This window comes from Brachybacterium sp. HMSC06H03 (assembly GCF_001807385.1).
GTDB lineage: Bacteria > Actinomycetota > Actinomycetes > Actinomycetales > Dermabacteraceae > Brachybacterium > Brachybacterium conglomeratum.
In genome coordinates this window covers 1-15,168 of sequence record NZ_KV788693.1, presented here as the reverse complement: position 1 = coordinate 15,168, position 15,168 = coordinate 1, and the positions used below count along the sequence as shown (strand labels likewise).

14 protein-coding genes are annotated in these 15,168 nt (G+C 71.9%); 4 read left to right on the top strand and 10 right to left on the bottom strand.

Annotated elements, in window-relative coordinates:
* Window positions 1-5: 5 nt before the first annotated feature.
* On the bottom strand, window positions 6-1,571 hold the full coding sequence (gene miaB, locus HMPREF3159_RS04095; protein WP_070499800.1) for a tRNA (N6-isopentenyl adenosine(37)-C2)-methylthiotransferase MiaB: 1,566 nt from the start codon (window positions 1,569-1,571) through the stop codon (window positions 6-8).
* Window positions 1,572-1,731: 160 nt separating this feature from the next.
* Here miaB and HMPREF3159_RS04090 point away from each other — a divergent pair, with 160 nt between their 5' ends.
* From HMPREF3159_RS04090 to HMPREF3159_RS04075, 4 genes are all read left to right on the top strand, one after another.
* Window positions 1,732-2,514, top strand: a complete 783-nt coding sequence (locus HMPREF3159_RS04090; protein WP_070499799.1) for an amino acid ABC transporter ATP-binding protein — start codon at window positions 1,732-1,734, stop codon at window positions 2,512-2,514.
* Window positions 2,515-2,632: 118 nt separating this feature from the next.
* A complete protein-coding gene (locus tag HMPREF3159_RS04085; RefSeq protein ID WP_070499798.1) occupies window positions 2,633-3,520 on the top strand; it encodes a glutamate ABC transporter substrate-binding protein in 888 nt (295 codons plus the stop codon).
* A gap of 188 nt (window positions 3,521-3,708) precedes the next feature.
* Window positions 3,709-4,356: an amino acid ABC transporter permease gene (locus HMPREF3159_RS04080; RefSeq protein WP_070499797.1), complete on the top strand. Its 648-nt coding sequence runs from the start codon at window positions 3,709-3,711 to the stop codon at window positions 4,354-4,356.
* Entirely contained in the window at window positions 4,353-5,225 is an 873-nt protein-coding gene (locus HMPREF3159_RS04075; RefSeq protein ID WP_070499796.1) for an amino acid ABC transporter permease, read from the top strand. The genes HMPREF3159_RS04080 and HMPREF3159_RS04075 overlap by 4 nt, the downstream gene beginning before the upstream one ends.
* Window positions 5,226-5,286: 61 nt before the next feature.
* Here HMPREF3159_RS04075 and HMPREF3159_RS04070 read toward each other — a convergent pair whose 3' ends face one another.
* The 9 genes from HMPREF3159_RS04070 to dapA all read right to left on the bottom strand — a co-directional run bounded on the left by HMPREF3159_RS04070 (window position 5,287) and on the right by dapA (window position 15,041).
* The gene (locus HMPREF3159_RS04070) at window positions 5,287-6,048 is read right to left on the bottom strand and encodes a regulatory protein RecX (RefSeq protein WP_070499795.1); all 762 of its coding nucleotides are present in this window, start codon (window positions 6,046-6,048) and stop codon (window positions 5,287-5,289) included.
* A 3-nt stretch (window positions 6,049-6,051) separates the two neighbouring features.
* Window positions 6,052-7,170, bottom strand: coding sequence for a recombinase RecA (recA, locus tag HMPREF3159_RS04065; protein ID WP_070499794.1), 1,119 nt, complete (start codon window positions 7,168-7,170; stop codon window positions 6,052-6,054).
* A gap of 268 nt (window positions 7,171-7,438) precedes the next feature.
* Complete coding sequence (locus HMPREF3159_RS04060) at window positions 7,439-7,663, bottom strand: DUF3046 domain-containing protein (protein ID WP_070499793.1); 225 nt, start codon at window positions 7,661-7,663, stop codon at window positions 7,439-7,441.
* 1 nt (window position 7,664) lies between these two features.
* Window positions 7,665-7,970 carry a helix-turn-helix domain-containing protein gene (locus tag HMPREF3159_RS04055; RefSeq protein ID WP_010551394.1) on the bottom strand — a complete coding sequence of 102 codons (306 nt, stop codon included), beginning with the start codon at window positions 7,968-7,970 and terminating at the stop codon, window positions 7,665-7,667.
* 198 nt (window positions 7,971-8,168) lie between these two features.
* A complete protein-coding gene (locus tag HMPREF3159_RS04050; RefSeq protein WP_070499792.1) occupies window positions 8,169-8,675 on the bottom strand; it encodes a CinA family protein in 507 nt (168 codons plus the stop codon).
* The gene (gene pgsA, locus HMPREF3159_RS04045; RefSeq protein WP_070499791.1) at window positions 8,672-9,271 is read right to left on the bottom strand and encodes a CDP-diacylglycerol--glycerol-3-phosphate 3-phosphatidyltransferase; all 600 of its coding nucleotides are present in this window, start codon (window positions 9,269-9,271) and stop codon (window positions 8,672-8,674) included. The genes HMPREF3159_RS04050 and pgsA overlap by 4 nt, the downstream gene beginning before the upstream one ends.
* A 56-nt stretch (window positions 9,272-9,327) precedes the next feature.
* Window positions 9,328-12,258 (bottom strand): FtsK/SpoIIIE family DNA translocase, encoded by a 2,931-nt coding sequence (locus HMPREF3159_RS04040; RefSeq protein WP_371441689.1) that lies wholly within the window; start codon window positions 12,256-12,258, stop codon window positions 9,328-9,330.
* 148 nt (window positions 12,259-12,406) lie between these two features.
* Window positions 12,407-14,101 carry a ribonuclease J gene (locus HMPREF3159_RS04035; RefSeq protein ID WP_070499789.1) on the bottom strand — a complete coding sequence of 565 codons (1,695 nt, stop codon included), beginning with the start codon at window positions 14,099-14,101 and terminating at the stop codon, window positions 12,407-12,409.
* Window positions 14,102-14,132: 31 nt separating this feature from the next.
* Entirely contained in the window at window positions 14,133-15,041 is a 909-nt protein-coding gene (gene dapA / locus HMPREF3159_RS04030) for a 4-hydroxy-tetrahydrodipicolinate synthase (RefSeq protein ID WP_070499788.1), read from the bottom strand.
* Window positions 15,042-15,168: the final 127 nt, after the last annotated feature.

The window sequence follows — 15,168 nt, the reverse complement described above, 5'->3', positions numbered from 1 at the left end:
ACGGCTCAGCCGCGGCGCAGGCTCGGCATCCCGAGGGTGACCGGGCCGGCCGGCGCCGCTCCCCCGTGGCCGGTGCCGCAGGAGCCGCCCGCGTCCAGGCCCTGCACACCCGCCTCCCAGGCGTCGCCGGAGCGGGTGCGCCGCACCGAGAAGCGCGGATCCCCGGCGCGCAGCGGCGCCCCCGCCTCGAGGGCGCTGTCCGCGATGAGGTAGTGCGGCGCGGCACGGGTGACCGTGGCGGTGACCAGGTCGCCCGGTCGGGGTCGCTGCGCCTCGGGCAGGTCCGTGGGCAGGGAGAAGTGCACCAGGCGGTGGTCGCGGGCGCGGCCGGAGAGGCGGCGGGTCTCGGCGTCGCGGTCCCCCTCGCCCTCGGCGACGAGGATCTCGACGCAGCGCCCCTCCTGGGCCAGGTTCTCCTCGTGGGCGATGCGGTCCTGGAGGGCGACGAGCCTCTCGAACCGCTCCTGCACGACCTCCTTGGGGATCTGGTCCTCCATGGTCGCCGCGGGGGTGCCGGGGCGGATGGAGTACTGGAAGGTGAAGGCGCTGGAGAAGCGGGAGGCCTCGACCACCTCGAGGGTGCGCCGGAAGTCGTCCTCGGTCTCGCCGGGGAAGCCGACGATGATGTCGGTGGTGATCGCGGCCTCGGGGATCCGCTCACGGACCCGGTCCAGGATGCCGAGGAACTTCTTGGAGCGGTAGGAGCGCTTCATGCGGCGCAGCACGTCGTCGGAGCCGGACTGCAGCGGCATGTGCAGCTGGGGCATGACGTTGTCCGTCTCGGCCATCGCGTCGATGACGTCGTCGGTGAACATCGCAGGGTGCGGGGAGGTGAAGCGCACGCGCTCCAGGCCGTCGACGTCACCGCAGGCACGCAGCAGCTTCGCGAAGGCGCCGCGGTCCCCGAACTCCACGCCGTAGGAGTTCACGTTCTGGCCCAGCAGCGTCACCTCGATCGCGCCGGAGTCGACCGCGTCGCGCACCTCGGCGAGCACGTCGCCGGGGCGGCGGTCCTTCTCCTTGCCGCGCAGGGAGGGGACGATGCAGAAGGTGCACGTGTTGTTGCAGCCCACGGAGATCGACACCCACGCCGCGTAGGCGGACTCGCGCCGGGTGGGCAGCGTGGAGGGGAAGACGTCCAGGGACTCGAGGATCTCGACCTGTGCCTCGGCGTTGTGGCGGGCACGGTCCAGCAGCACCGGCAGCGAGCCGATGTTGTGGGTGCCGAAGACGACGTCGACCCACGGAGCGCGCTCGACGATCGCGGCACGGTCCTTCTGCGCGAGGCAGCCGCCGACCGCGATCTGCATCCCCGGGTTCGCGTCCTTGCCGGGACGCAGCCCGCCGAGGGTGCCGTAGAGCTTGTTGTCCGCGTTCTCCCGCACCGCGCAGGTGTTGAACACGATCACGTCGACCTCGCCGCGGCGCGGATCGGCGTCCTTCGGCGCGGCGACGTAGCCGGAGTCCTCGAGCATGCCGGTGAGGCGCTCGGAGTCGTGCACGTTCATCTGGCAGCCGAAGGTGCGCACCTGGTAGGTGCCGCGCTGCGGGGCGGGGACGGTGAGAGACATAGTGGATCCAGGGTACGGCGCGACGCGTGCTCGGGCCCTGCGGCGGACGGGGTGATCCCTCCCCCATCGGCGCGTCCCGCCCCTCCGGCCAAGGTCACAAGATCATGACGGTGGGCCCTCGCCGCTCGGGGGAGGCAGGATGATGCCCTAGCGTTCCGATATGACACACGCCACACCCGGTCCCGCGAGCGGCGACGACGCCGCGGCACGGCCCCTCGTCCAGCTCTCCGGGGTGCAGAAGCACTTCGGGGACCTGCACGTGCTCAAGGACATCGATCTCGAGGTCGCCGCGGGCGAGGTCGTGGTGGTGCTGGGTCCCTCCGGCTCGGGCAAGTCGACCCTGTGCCGCACCATCAACCGGCTCGAGACGATCGACGAGGGAGAGATCCGGATCGACGGGACCGTGCTGCCCACCTCCGGCAAGGGCCTCGCCGCGCTGCGCTCCGAGGTCGGGATGGTGTTCCAGTCCTTCAATCTCTTCGCCCACAAGACCGTGCTGCAGAACGTGAGCGTCGCCCCGATCAAGGTCAAGGGCGTCCCGCGGGCGCAGGCCGAGAAGGAGGCCATGGCGCTGCTGGAGCGGGTGGGGGTCGCCGATCAGGCCGACAAGCTCCCCGCCCAGCTCTCCGGCGGCCAGCAGCAGCGCGTCGCGATCGCTCGCTCACTGGCCATGAAGCCCAAGGTGATGCTCTTCGACGAGCCGACCTCCGCCCTGGACCCCGAGATGATCAGCGAGGTCATCGAGGTGATGACCGACCTCGCCAAGGACGGGATGACGATGATCGTGGTGACCCATGAGATGGGATTCGCCCACCGCACCGCGGACCGCGTGGTGTTCATGGACTCCGGGCGGATCGTCGAGGTGCGCGAGCCCGAGGCGTTCTTCTCCTCCCCCGAGACCGACCGCGCGAAGGACTTCCTCGGCAAGATCCTCCACCACTGAGCGCGGTCCCGCCGCCGCTCCCGAGTTCCGCCCCACCGCACCTCCCGACCGCTCCGACATGGACGGCACCGCCGTCGTCCGCCCCCGATCCCGCAGCACCCGACGCTAGGAGAACATCATGGCCAGCCCCCTGAACCGTCGCCTCTTCCTCACCGGATCCGTCGGGGCCGCCGCGGCCCTCGGCCTCGCCGCCTGCGGCGGCACCGGAGGGGGCGAGCCCGAAGCCGCCGAGGTCGACGCCTCCTCCTTCGCCGAGGGCTCGACCATGGCCGCCCTCGCCGAGGCCGGGAAGATCACGATCGGCACCAAGTTCGACCAGCCCCTGTTCGGCCAGGCCGGCCCCGACGGCAAGCCCGTCGGCTTCGACGTCGAGATCGGGAAGATCCTGGCCGGCGCGCTCGGCATCGAGGCGGGGAACATCGAGTGGGTCGAGACCGTCTCCGCGAACCGCGAGCCGTTCATCGAGAACGGCCAGGTGGACCTGGTCGTCGCGACCTACACCATCAACGACACCCGCAAGGAGGTCGTGGACTTCGCGGGCCCGTACTACGTCGCCGGTCAGGCCCTGATGGTGCTGGTGGACAACGAGGACATCACCGGGGAGGACTCCCTGGCCGGGAAGAAGGTCGCCTCGGTCGAGGGCTCCACCCCGGCCCAGTACATCCTCGACAACCACCCCGACGCGGAGCTGGTCAACTTCGACACCTACTCCAACTGCGTCACCGCCCTGATCAACGGCCAGGTCGACGTGGTCACCACCGACAACGTCATCCTCGCGGGCTTCGTCGAGTCCGATCCGGACAACCTCAAGCTCGTGAACGACGGCGAGACCTTCACGGAGGAGCCCTACGGAGTGGGACTGGCCAAGGGCGACGACGACTTCCGCACCTTCCTCAACGACACCCTCGAGGCCGCCTACGAGGACGGCTCCTGGGCGGAGGCCTGGGAGAGCACCGCCGGGGTGGTGCTGCCCACCCCGGAGCCGCCCGCCGTGGACCGGTACTGATCCCCCGGGTCGGGCGCCCGCGCTGTCGCGCCCTCGGCCCGCCCCGTCCGCCTCGCTCTGCCGCACCCCGCCCGGCGTGGCCCGGTCTTCTCCGGCCTCGCCCGAGGGCATCGCACCCGCTGGATCACCGCCCCGAGCACCGCGCCGGTTCCCCGCCGAGCGCGCCGACGTCCCCGCCAGGAGCCTTCATGGGAACCTTCGTCATCGAGCGCGAGATGCTCTGGACCGCGTTCAGCACGACGCTGTCGCTCGCGGCGGTCTCCGGGCTGCTCGCCCTCGTGGTCGGCACGCTTGTCGCCGCGCTGCGGGTGTCCCCGTACCGGCCGCTGCGCCTGGTCGCGACCGCCTACACGGAGTTCCTGCGCAACACCCCGCTGACGATCGTGTTCTTCTTCTACGTCTTCGTCACCCCGTCGATCGGCTTCGCCTTCGACTACCGCACCGCCGCGACGATCGCCCTGACCTGCTACACCTCCGCCTTCGTGGCCGAGGCGGTGCGCTCGGGCATCAACTCCGTGGCCGTGGGCCAGGCGGAGGCGGCGCGCTCGCTGGGGATGTCCTTCCGGCAGAACCTCCTGATCGTGGTGCTCCCCCAGGCGTTCCGCACCGCGATCCCGCCGCTGATCAGCGTGCTCATCGCGCTGGTGAAGAACACCTCGGTGGCCGGCGCCTTCGGCGTGTTCGAGCTGTTCGCCATGTCCCGGCGCCTGACCAACGTGTACTCCGCCGACGTCATCGCGATCCTGCTCGGCGTGGCCCTGTTCTACCTGGTGATCTGCATCCCGCTCGGCCAGCTGGCCGGGCGCCTCGAACGGAAGGTGGCGTTCGCCCGATGAGCAGCAGCAGCGGCCCCGTGCTCTACGACGTCGCCGGCCCCGAGGAGCGGGCGCGGGAGCGTCGCATCTCGATCGTGCTCGCCCTCGTGCTGGTGGTCCTCGGTGGCGGGCTGATCGTCCTGCTCGCCCGCAACGGGGCGTTCGACGACCGGTGGCTCGTGCTGGTGGACGTCCCGCCGAACTTCGCGGGATACGAGACCCAGCACGTCTGGCAGGCGGTGTTCCGCGGCCTGCTCAACACCCTGCTCGCCGCGGCGATCGCGCTGCCGCTGGCGGCGCTGCTCGCGCTCGTGCTCGTCTCCCTGCGCTCCTCGCCCTTCGCGCCGGTGCGCTGGGCCGTCGTCGCCGTGACGGAGTTCCTCCGCGGCCTTCCCGTGGTGCTGGTGATGTTCTTCGGGATCCTCGTGCTGCCGGGGGCGACGCAGCTGGTCGCGGTGGTGTTCGGGCTGACGCTGTACAACGCGGCGGTGTTCGCGGAGATCCTGCGGGCCGGGATCGCGGCGCTGCCCAAGGGGCAGACGGAGGCGGCGGAGTCCCTGGGAATGGGGTCCTTCCTCACCTACCGGGACATCCAGCTGCCGCAGGCGGTGCGGATGATGATGCCCTCGCTGATCGCCCAGGGCGTGGTGCTGGTGAAGGACTCCTCGCTCGGCTACATCGTCGGCTACGCGGAGCTGCTGCGCAGCGTGAGCCGGGTGGCGGACGCGCTGACCAATGCGCAGTACCTGCTGCCGCTGCTGACCGTGGGCGCGGCGGTGTACATCGCGCTGAACATCAGCCTGTCGCGCCTGGCGGTGTGGGTGCAGCGCCGCAGCAGCTTCGCCCGTCGCGCCCCGGCCCGGGTGGTGGGCACGCCGCCGATGCCCTGACCGGGCAGCGCGAAGGTCTGCCGTCCTCCCCGGCCCTCTGGCCGCGAACCGCCGGCCGTGCTCAGGCGGCGGGGTCCTCGGCGGCGGCGCGCAGCTCCCCCGCGATCACGTGGACGGCCAGATCACCGGGATAGCCCTTGCGGGTCAGGAGCGCATCGAGCCGGCGGGAGAGCCGGCGGCGGTGGCTGCCGTCGCGCTCCTCGCGCAGCCGTGCCCGGTCGCGGTGGTCGAGGCGGGAGCGGACCAGCTCGCGGCAGCGCTGCTCCTCGTCGCTCTGCCCGTCCGAGAGGGCGGCCTCGATCAGCTCGCCGTCGACGCGTCGGGCCTCGAGCTCGCGGCGCAGCGCCTCGTCGCCGAGGGCGCGCAGGGCGCGGCGCTGCTCGACCCAGTCGTGCGCGAAGGCGGCGTCGTCGATCAGGCCGGCGCGGGCGATCCGGGCCATGGCCTCGTGGGCGACGCCCGCGGGCACCTCTCGCTCGGCGAGACGGCCGCGCATCTCGCCCTCGGAGCGGCGCCGCGTGGACAGCAGACGCATCAGGTAGCGGCACTCGTGCACGACCGCCTTCTCGCGGGCGCGCTGCTCCTCGCTCTGCTCGGGACGGGGCCGCTCGAGGATCTCGCGGGTGCGCGCGGCGAGCTGCTCGGTCACCTGCTGCGCAGGGTGCGGGCGCCGGGCGGGGGCCTCCTCCGGGGAGCTCGAGCCCCGGGAGCGGGTCACGGACCGGGCTGCGTGCGGGTCCGCGCCCCCGGACCGTGCGGGGACGTCGGCGGCGCCGACGACCTGCTGATCGCCGGCGCCGCCGGGGTGGTGCCGAGGAGTCATCGCTCAGATGGTGGCGGGGACGTCCTCGTCGAGGAACTCGTCCTCGCCCAGCACGTCCTCGGCTCCGACCTCGGCCTCGGGGGCGGACTGCTCCGCGCCGTACTTGCCGACGCCGAGGGTGCGCAGGATCTTCTCCTCGATCTCCGCGGCGAGATCGGGGTTGTCCTTGAGGAACTGGCGGGAGTTCTCCTTGCCCTGCCCCAGCTGGTCGCCCTCGTAGGTGAACCAGGCGCCGGACTTGCGGACCACGCCGTGCTCCACGCCGAGATCGATCAGGCCGCCCTCGCGGGAGATGCCCTCGCCGTAGAGGATGTCGAACTCGGCCTGCTTGAAGGGCGGGGCCATCTTGTTCTTGACGACCTTGACGCGGGTGCGGTTGCCGACGGCGTCGGAGCCGGACTTCAGGGTCTCGATGCGGCGGATGTCCATGCGGACCGAGGCGTAGAACTTCAGCGCCTTGCCGCCGGTGGTGGTCTCGGGGCTGCCGAAGAAGACGCCGATCTTCTCGCGCAGCTGGTTGATGAAGATCGCGGTGGTGCCCGAGGAGGACAGCGCGCCGGCGAGCTTGCGCAGCGCCTGCGACATGAGGCGGGCCTGGAGGCCGACGTGGGAGTCGCCCATCTCGCCCTCGATCTCGGCCTTGGGCACGAGCGCGGCGACGGAGTCGACCACGACGATGTCCAGCGCGCCGGAGCGGATCAGCATGTCGGTGATCTCTAGGGCCTGCTCGCCGGTGTCCGGCTGGGAGACGAGCAGGGCGTCGGTGTCCACGCCGAGCTTCTTGGCGTACTCGGGGTCCAGCGCGTGCTCGGCGTCGATGAACGCGGCGATGCCGCCGTTGCGCTGCGCGTTGGCGACCGCGTGGAGGGCGACGGTGGTCTTGCCCGAGGACTCCGGACCGTAGATCTCGACGATGCGGCCGCGGGGCAGGCCGCCGACGCCGAGGGCGGCGTCCAGCGCGACCGAGCCGGTGGGGATGACCTCGACGGGCGGGCGGGTGTCGTCGCCGAGCCGCATGATCGATCCCTTGCCGAACTGGCGGTCGATCTGGGCGAGGGCGTTGTCGAGGGAGGAGCCGCGATCCTTCGAGGTGGACCTGGGGGCGGACTTCGATGCAGCCATGGGGTGTTCCTTCCTGAGGGCCGGGTGGGCCGACGTGGTGACCTTGCGGCCACAGTAGGCGCCGACCCCGACATTCGCCGCTGCCCCGGCGCCCCTGTGGATGACGGGGCGCTGAGGAGGAGAGGTGCTGAGGCGGGCACGATGCCCGGGGACCGACGGACACAGACTACCGAACAGACGTTCGAACTCAAGTCGGCCGCGGGCGTGTCGCGCCGCGTGTTCCGCAGCGATCCTGCGGCGCCGGCGGCGACGCCGGCTCCGGGGGACGTCAGCGTCGTCGCTGCTCGACGGGGATCTCCCAGCGGGCGGACTCGGGGACCTCCATCGCCTCGCACAGCGCGGTCCACACCGCACGCACGGCGACCCCGTGCTCGAGGGCCTCGGCGGCGGTCAGGCCGCCGACCTCCTCGAGCACGAGGTCGTGGGTGAAGGTGCGGGCCAGCGCGGGGCCGAACACGTGATCGGCCAGCTCCGCGAACTCGCTGTGCCGCACCTCAGCTGGCGCCGACCAGCGGCGCGGTGCCGTCGGCAAGGCCCTCGGGGACGGTGTCCGGGATCGTCACGCGCTCGGCGACCGCGATGCGGTCGGAGACCTCGCGCAGCACGAAGGACAGCGGGAGACCGAGGGCGTCGGTCACGGAGACGAGCAGCTCGCTGGAGGCCTCCTTCTGCCCGCGCTCGATCTCGCTGAGATAGCCCAGCGAGACGCGTGCGTCGGAGGATACCTGCCGCAGCGTGCGGCCCTGGGCGCGGCGCGCATCGCGCAGCACGTCCCCCAGCTCCTGACGGAACAGGATCATCGACCTTCCTCCCTTCCTCTGACTCTGGATGAACTTCTCATGCACCTCTGGGATGCGGTACGTCGCCGTCATCACATGGAGCCCAACGCGTCCTCCCGCGAGAGTGTTCCCCAGAGTGTAGTGGGCCACGTCCGAGGGTTCGCTGGAGATGTGCACGGTGGACGTCGGGGAGGAGAGGACCGCGTCATCCCCGGCTGATCAGGACTCGGACGGATCGGCGAGCTCGGCGGCGAGCTCGGCGAGGGCCTCCTGGACGGCGAGGGCCCGGATCTCGGCTCTCCCGCCGCTGAGACGGACCTCACGGGTGCGGGCGGGACCGCCGCGTCGGGCGATCCCGAGGTGCACCGTGCCCTCCGGCACACCTCGCGCGTCGGGGCCGGGGCCGGCCACTCCGGTCGTGGAGACGGCGAGGTCGGCGTCGTACAGCCGCTGCGCGCCCTCGGCCATCGCTGCGGCGACCTCCGCGGTCACCGCGCCGGTGCGCTCGAGCAGCCCGGCGTCCACGCCGAGCACTCGGCTCTTCGCCGTGTAGGAGTAGCAGGCCGCTCCCCCGGCGACGACATCGCTCGCACCGGGCACGTCGACCAGTCGGGCCACGACCGCGCCGGCCGTGAGCGACTCGGCGGTCGCGAGGGACCAGCCGCGCTCGCGTGCCGCGTCGATCACCGCGGCGGCGTCCGTCACCGCGGCGGGGGTCCCGCTCACGCCTGCCCGGTCCCCGCCGAGAGCGCCTCACGGCGCAGGCGCAGGCCGTCCTTGAGGTTCACCAGGCCGGACCACACGGTCAGCACCACGGCCAGCAGCACCAGGGCCAGGCCGATCCAGCGCGCCGGGGACCACCACAGCTCGAAGGGGATGAGGCAGAAGGTGATCGCGATGGACTGCACCATCGTCTTCGCCTTGCCGGCCATGTTCGCCGGCAGCGCCCCGTATTTCAGGATGGTGAAGCGCATGACGGTGATGCCGATCTCGCGCACCAGGATCAGCACGGTCATCCACCAGGGGACGTACTCCCACACGGAGAGCATGATCAGCGCCGCGCCCGTGATCGCCTTGTCCGCGATCGGGTCCATGATCTTGCCGAAGTCGGTGATCAGGTTGCGGCTGCGGGCGAGGTGCCCGTCGACGAAGTCGGTGATCATCGCCAGAACGAACACCGCGGCGACGAGCAGGCGGCCCGGTACGGTGTCCGGGTGGAGGATCGCGAGCACCACCAGCAGCGGCACCATGACGCAGCGCAGCATGGTGAGGATGTTGGCCATGTTCCACAGCGGGACCTCGGCCTCGGGCTTCGTGGTCATCGGTGCTCCTGGGGTGCGGCGGGACGGGATACGAGGGCAGGACGAGGGCGGGACGCTCAGCGGCCGGTGAGGCTCCAGGCGTCCTCGCTCTCCTCGTCGTCCTCGTCGTAGTAGTCGACGGCGGGCTCGGTGCCGTCGTCGGCGAGCAGGTCGCTGCCGTACCGGTCGGCACTCCCCTCGCCCACAGGCTCGGTCGGCTCGGACTCGAGGTCCACGGCCTGGTCGGCGCCGTAGGGCTCGTCGCCCTCCCCGCTCGGGCCCTCCTCCCCGCGGATGCGGGCGATCGCGGTGCCGAGCTCGTCGGGGTGGACGAGCACGTCGCGGGCCTTGGATCCCTCGGAGGGGCCGACGATCTCGCGGGACTCGAGCAGGTCCATCAGCCGGCCCGCCTTCGCGAAGCCGACGCGCAGCTTGCGCTGCAGCATGGAGGTCGAGCCGAACTGCGTGGTGACCACGAGCTCCGCGGCCTGCAGCAGCACCTCGAGATCGTCGCCGATGTCGTCGTCGATCTGCTTCTTCTCCGCGACGACGGTGACGTCCTCGCGGTAGTTCGGCGTCATCTGCGTCTTGACGTGGTCGACGACCTTGTGGATCTCCGACTCGTTGACCCAGGCGCCCTGGACGCGCATCGGCTTCGCCTTGCCCATCGGGTGGAACAGGGCGTCGCCCTGGCCGATGAGCTTCTCCGCGCCGGGCGTGTCGAGGATGACGCGGGAGTCCTGCAGGGAGGAGGTCGAGAAGGCGAGCCGGCTGGGCACGTTCGCCTTGATGATGCCGGTGACGACGTCGACCGACGGGCGCTGCGTGGCGAGGATCAGGTGGATCCCCGCGGCACGGGCGAGCTGGGTGATGCGCTGGATCGAGGCCTCGACGTCGCGGGGGGCGACCATCATGAGGTCCGCGAGCTCGTCGACGACCACGAGCAGGTACGGGTAGGGGGCCAGGCGCCGCTCGCTGCCGGCGGGGGCCTGCACCTCCCCGGCGCGCACGGCCTTGTTGAAGTCGTCGATGTGCTTGAACCCGAAGGCGGCGAGGTCGTCGTAGCGCGCGTCCATCTCCTTGACGACCCACTCGAGCGCCTCGGCGGCCTTCTTCGGGTTGGTGATGATCGGGGTGATCAGGTGCGGGATGCCCTCGTAGATGGTGAGCTCCACGCGCTTGGGATCCACCAGCACCATCCGCACCTCCTCCGGGGTGGCGCGCATGAGGATCGAGGTGATCATCGAGTTGACGAAGCTGGACTTGCCGGCGCCGGTGGCGCCCGCGACCAGCAGGTGCGGCATCTTGGCGAGGTTCGCGACGACGTAGCCGCCCTCGACGTCCTTGCCCACACCCATCACCAGCGGGTGCTCGTTGCGGCGAGCGACCTGGCTGCGCAGCACGTCGCCGAGCGCGACGGTCTCGCGGTCGGTGTTGGGGATCTCGATGCCGATCGCCTTCTTGCCGGGGATCGGCGAGAGGATGCGCACGTCCGAGCTCGCGACCGCGTAGGCGATGTTCTTGTCGAGCGCCGTGACCTTCTCGACCTTGGTGCCGGGCTCGAGCTCGACCTCGTAGCGGGTGACCGTCGGGCCACGGGAGAAGCCCACCACCTCGGCGGCGACCTTGAACTGCTCGAAGACCTCCTCGAGCGCCCTGACCACCTGGTCGTTGGCCTCGGAGCGGGTCTTGTGCGGGGGCCCCTCGAGCAGGAAGGAGGACTCCGGCAGGGTGTAGACCACGTCGCCGGAGAGCTCGAGCTGCTCGCCCGCACGGGGCAGGTCGCCCATCGGCGGGTGCACCAGCTCGGGGGCATCCTCGGGCTTCTCCGCCGCCGCGGCGGCGGGTGCCTTCTTGGTGGGCATGGGGGTGGTGCGGTCCCCGCCGCGGGCGCCCTTGGCGGGCAGCGCCGCGGTGGGCGCCTCGTCGCCGCTGGGGAAGGTCTTGGCGCGCTGGTTCTCGTCCTCGACCACGTCGAAGACCTCGGTCGCGTCCTCGGGGGCGCCGCGGCGTGGGCCGCCGGGTCCTGCCTTGGCGGTCTTCGCGCCCTTGCCGGCGCGGCCCGGCTTCTTCGCGCCGGGGCGACTCTCCTCGGCCACGCCCTGCTCGAAGGCCTCGTCGCCGGCGTAGCCGAACGCCTCGTGGTCCCGCTCGGCCTCCGCGGCCTCCGCCTTCTCCTTGCGGGTGCGGCGGCGGGTGCGGGCGGCGGGCTGGGCCTCGGTCTCCTGCTCGTGCACGGCCGGGTCGACGCGGCGCGGGCGCAGCCCGAAGGCGATGCGCTCCTCGTCCTCCTCCTCGCTGCGGCCGACCATCACGTCGTACACGCCGCGCAGGCGGGAGGGGATCGACTCGACCGGCGTCGCGGTGAGCACGAGGATGCCGAAGGCGATCAGGGCGGAGTGGATGATCACGACGGCCAGCGGCGGCAGCAGCGCCTCGAGCGGCGCGGCCGCGAGATAGCCGAGCACGCCGCCGCCGCGGGCGAGGGCGTCGATGCCGTCGGCCGGGGCGGGCAGGCGCGCCGAGACCGAGGCGATGGCTGAGATCGCGGTGAGCAGCACGGCGATCCCGATCGAGATGCGGGTGTTGGCGCGCACCTGGTCGGGGCGGCGGAACATGCGCAGCGACCAGCCGGCGGCCAGCAGCGGGATCACCATGAAGGAGATCCCGAAGGTGCCCGCGACCACGGTGTGCACGGCGCCGAGCACGGGGCCGCTGGACTGCCACCACTCGACCACGGCGACGAGCACCGCGATGAGCATCAGGAACAGCGCGTAGCCGTCGCGCCGCTGCTCGGGCTCGACCTCCCAGCGCTGCACCCCGATGCCGCGGACCATGCCGCCGACCATGCGGGCGATCGCCAGATAGCCGGAGCGCGCTGCGCGCACCGGCAGAGGGAGCGTCGAGGGGTCGTTCGCCGCGGCTCCGCGGGTCCGGGAGCTGCCGGAGGCCGAGGAGCGGGACGAGCCTTTCGACGCACGTGCGGGGGAAGACGTACGTGTCGCCATGGTCCCGATGGTACATTCCGGCCCCCGCTCGGCCCGGGAGGCGACCCGCGCGATCCGGTCCCCCGGGGTGCGGACCACGCCGCCGACAGGGGTTCCGCCCCCGGCGCGCGCCACGGGCACTCGTCCGGCTCGGCGGGACGCGGGAGGCTCAGGCCTCGACGACCACCGGGATGATCATGGGGCGACGACGCAGCCGCTGGCCGACGTAGCGGCCGACGACCCGCCGCATGACCTGCTGCAGCTGGTAGGTGTCGCGGCGGTCGGCCTGGTCGGCGACCGCCTGCTCGAGTGCCTTGACGATGTCGGGCCGGAGCCGGTCGAAGACCGCGTCGTCCTCGGCGACGCCGCGGGCGTGGATCTCGGGTCCCGCGATCAGCGCCCCGGTCTCGGAGTTCACGACCGCGAACAGGGAGATGAACCCCTCCTCGCCGAGGATGCGGCGGTCCTTGAGGTCGGCCTCGGAGATCTCGCCGACGCTCGAGCCGTCCACGTACACGTAGCCGTTGGGGATCTCCCCGACCACCTCGGCGATCCCGTCCTTCAGGTCCACGACCTGGCCGTCGCGGGCGAGGACCACGCGCTCGCGCGGCACGCCGGTGGCCTCGGCGATGCGGCCGTTGGCGATGAGGTGGCGGACCTCGCCGTGAATCGGCATGACGTTCCTCGGCCGCACGATGTTGTAGCAGTACAGCAGCTCGCCCTCGCTGGCGTGCCCGGAGGTGTGGACCTTGGCGCTGCCCTTGTGGACCACCTCGGCGCCGAGCGCCATCAGCCCGTTGACCACGCGGAAGACCGCGTTCTCGTTGCCGGGGATGAGGGAGGAGGCGAGGATGACCACGTCGCCGGGGCCGACGGAGACGCGGTGGTCGCGGTTCGCGATCCGGCCCAGCGCCGCCATCGGCTCGCCCTGGCTGCCGGTGCACATCAGCACCACCTGCTCGTCGGGCAGGGAATCGATGCGCTTGACGTCGACGAGGGTGTCCTCGGGGATGCGGAGGTAGCCCATCTCCGCGGCGATGCCCATGTTCCGCACCATCGAGCGGCCCACGAAGGCGACCTTCCGCCCGTGCGCCGCGGCGGCGTCGAGCACCTGCTGGACGCGGTGGACGTGGCTGGAGAAGGAGGCCACGACGATCTTCTGGCGTGCGCGGGCGAAGATCCCCTTCAGCACCGGACCGATCTCCTGCTCGCCGACGGTGAAGCCGGGGACCTCGGCGTTGGTGGAGTCGGTCATGAACAGGTCCACCCCGGCCTCGCCGAGGCGGGCGAAGGCACGCAGGTCGGTGATCCGCCCGTCGAGCGGGAGCTGGTCCATCTTGAAGTCGCCGGTGTGCAGGACGGTCCCGGCAGGAGTGGTCACGTGCACCGCGAGCGCGTCGGGGATCGAGTGGTTCACGGCCACGAACTCGCACTCGAAGGGGCCGAAGCTCTCGCTCTGCCCCTCCGCGACGGCGAGCGTGTACGGACGGATGCGGTGCTCGCGCAGCTTCGCCTCGATGAAGGCGAGGGTCAGCTGGCTGCCCACCAGCGGGATGTCGGGCTTGCGACGCAGCAGGTAGGGCACGGCGCCGATGTGGTCCTCGTGCCCGTGGGTGAGCACGATCGCGGCGACGTCGTCGAGCCGGTCCTCGAGCATGTCGAAGTCCGGCAGGATCAGGTCCACCCCGGGCTGGGACTCCTCGGGGAAGAGCACCCCGCAGTCGACGATCAGCAGGCGGCCCTCGTACTCGAGGACGGTCATGTTGCGGCCCACGTCGCCGAGGCCGCCCAGCGGCGTGATCCGCAGCGTGCCCGGGGCGAGCTCGGGCGGTGCGGGGAGACGGTCGGTGAAGGCGGCGGTCATCTGGGTCTCCTCGGCACTCGGGCGGATCGGGTCAGAGCAGGCCGGCGGCGTCCAGTGCGGCGGAGAGCTCGCGCAGCTGGGTGGCGTCGGCAGGCAGGTGCGGCCCGCGCATCGCGGCGTGCGGCAGCACGCCCTGCAGGTGCAGCGCGGCCTTCGCCGCGACGGCTCCGGGCATGCGGTTCATGATCGCCTCGACCATGGGCACGAGCCGGCGATGGGCCTCGAGGGCGGCGGGCAGGTCGGAGCGGTCCACCGCCTCGACCATCTCCCGCTCGATGTCGCCGGCGATCTGGCTGACCACGGAGACCATGCCGGCCGCGCCGAGCGTCAGCCAGGGCAGGTTCAGGGCGTCCTCGCCGGAGTAGTAGACGAGGTCGGTCTGCGCCATGACGAGGGAGGCCTGCTGGAGGTCGGCCTTGGCGTCCTTCACCGCGACGATGCGCGGGTTCTCCGCCAGGCGCAGCAGGGACTCCAGCGCCAGCGGGATCCCGGCGCGGCCGGGGATGTCGTAGAGCATCACCGGCAGGTCGGTGGAGTCCGCGATCGCGGTGGTGTGCGAGACGACCCCGGCCTGGGAGGGCTTGGAGTAGTAGGGCGTGACCACGAGCAGCCCGTCGACGCCGACCTCGGCGTGCGCGCGGGCGAGGTCGATCGAGTGGGCGGTGTCGTAGGTGCCGACGCCGGCGACCACGGTCGCCCGCTCGCCGACGGCCTCGACCACGGCGCGGGCCAGGTCGATCTTCTCGACGTCGGTGAGGGTGGGCGCCTCCCCCGTCGTGCCGGAGACGACGACGAGGTCGTGGCCGTGCTCGACGACGTGGGCGGCGAGCGACTGGGCCGCGTCGAGGTCGACGCGGTGGCCGTCCTCGCTCAGCGGGGTGACCATCGCGGTCCCCACCGCGCCGAACGGTCGCGCAGGGCGCTGGTCGGTGCTGCTCATGGTCTCCTCCAGGGGAAGTGCTGCTGCCCGGATCCTAGTGCAGGGGCGGGCCGTGTCCCGTGCCGTCCCGGCACGCGGCGGGTCCGTCGGCGCCGTGCCGCGGCGGGCTCCTGCGGCGCGGGGGACG